This window comes from Schaalia canis (assembly GCF_003858455.1).
GTDB lineage: Bacteria > Actinomycetota > Actinomycetes > Actinomycetales > Actinomycetaceae > Pauljensenia > Pauljensenia canis.
The window spans coordinates 1-792 of the sequence record NZ_RQZF01000033.1; the positions used below are offsets into that span (position 1 = coordinate 1).

The window sequence follows — 792 nt, forward strand, 5'->3', positions numbered from 1 at the left end:
CGGCATACAACTCCGAATGCTCAAACACCCACCGCGGACGAGACGACCCCTCATTAATCACCGACACAGAATAATGCTCACGCACACCCCCATCCACAAAACGATCATACGAAAACTGACACCCACCCAACTGACCACGCTCCCTCTCATCAAGCCAGAGAGATCGAGTTAAATCCACCCACACGTTATCCACGCTCAGAGCCCTATCTGCCCAATGAAACAATGACCCCGATCCGCCACCCATAAAAGAGTTTTTAAACACTGCCACCCATTTAGGATCACGTGTTGGCACAATCAACTCCACACGATAATCATCCCCACACAAGGGTTCCAACGACGCCAGCCCTTCTTCCACAGACAAGGACTCATGACGCCACGACGCCGAATAGTTACTCAAACCATTCGCCCACTCAACATGACCTCGAGCCAACACTTCAGCATCAGCACGAACGAAATCTATCCCATTCGTTGTCGGCACAAAACGCTCCCCAAACAATGTAAAACGCTCATCTAAAGATGTCAGGAAAGGCATACCCATTATCGTCCCCCACTGGGTCTTCACCTGCGCACGCAAGTCTTAAATCATGGAGTCCGGCTTCACATCCGTAAAACCAAGACGGTACTGCTCCTCATGGAAACTCCGCCGAATAGGACGGGGAGACTCCCACCCCTTCGCAACCTTCACAATCCGGAAACACTCATCGGCATAAAAATCCTCATCAAAAGGACGCAACCCCAACGCCGCACAATACTCAACCAACATTGCCGGAGTAAAACGATCCACCACCCGAC

Annotated in this window: 2 protein-coding genes; both read right to left on the reverse strand. The window is 51.3% G+C overall.

All coding sequences use genetic code 11. The features are described 5' to 3' along the window. Positions 1-532 (reverse strand): hypothetical protein (locus EII11_RS10345; protein WP_165867163.1); only part of this gene is annotated, 532 nt, incomplete at its 3' end. A gap of 45 nt (positions 533-577) precedes the next feature. Then, a partial coding sequence (locus EII11_RS10605) for a hypothetical protein (protein ID WP_165867164.1) occupies positions 578-792 on the reverse strand: 215 nt, incomplete at its 5' end.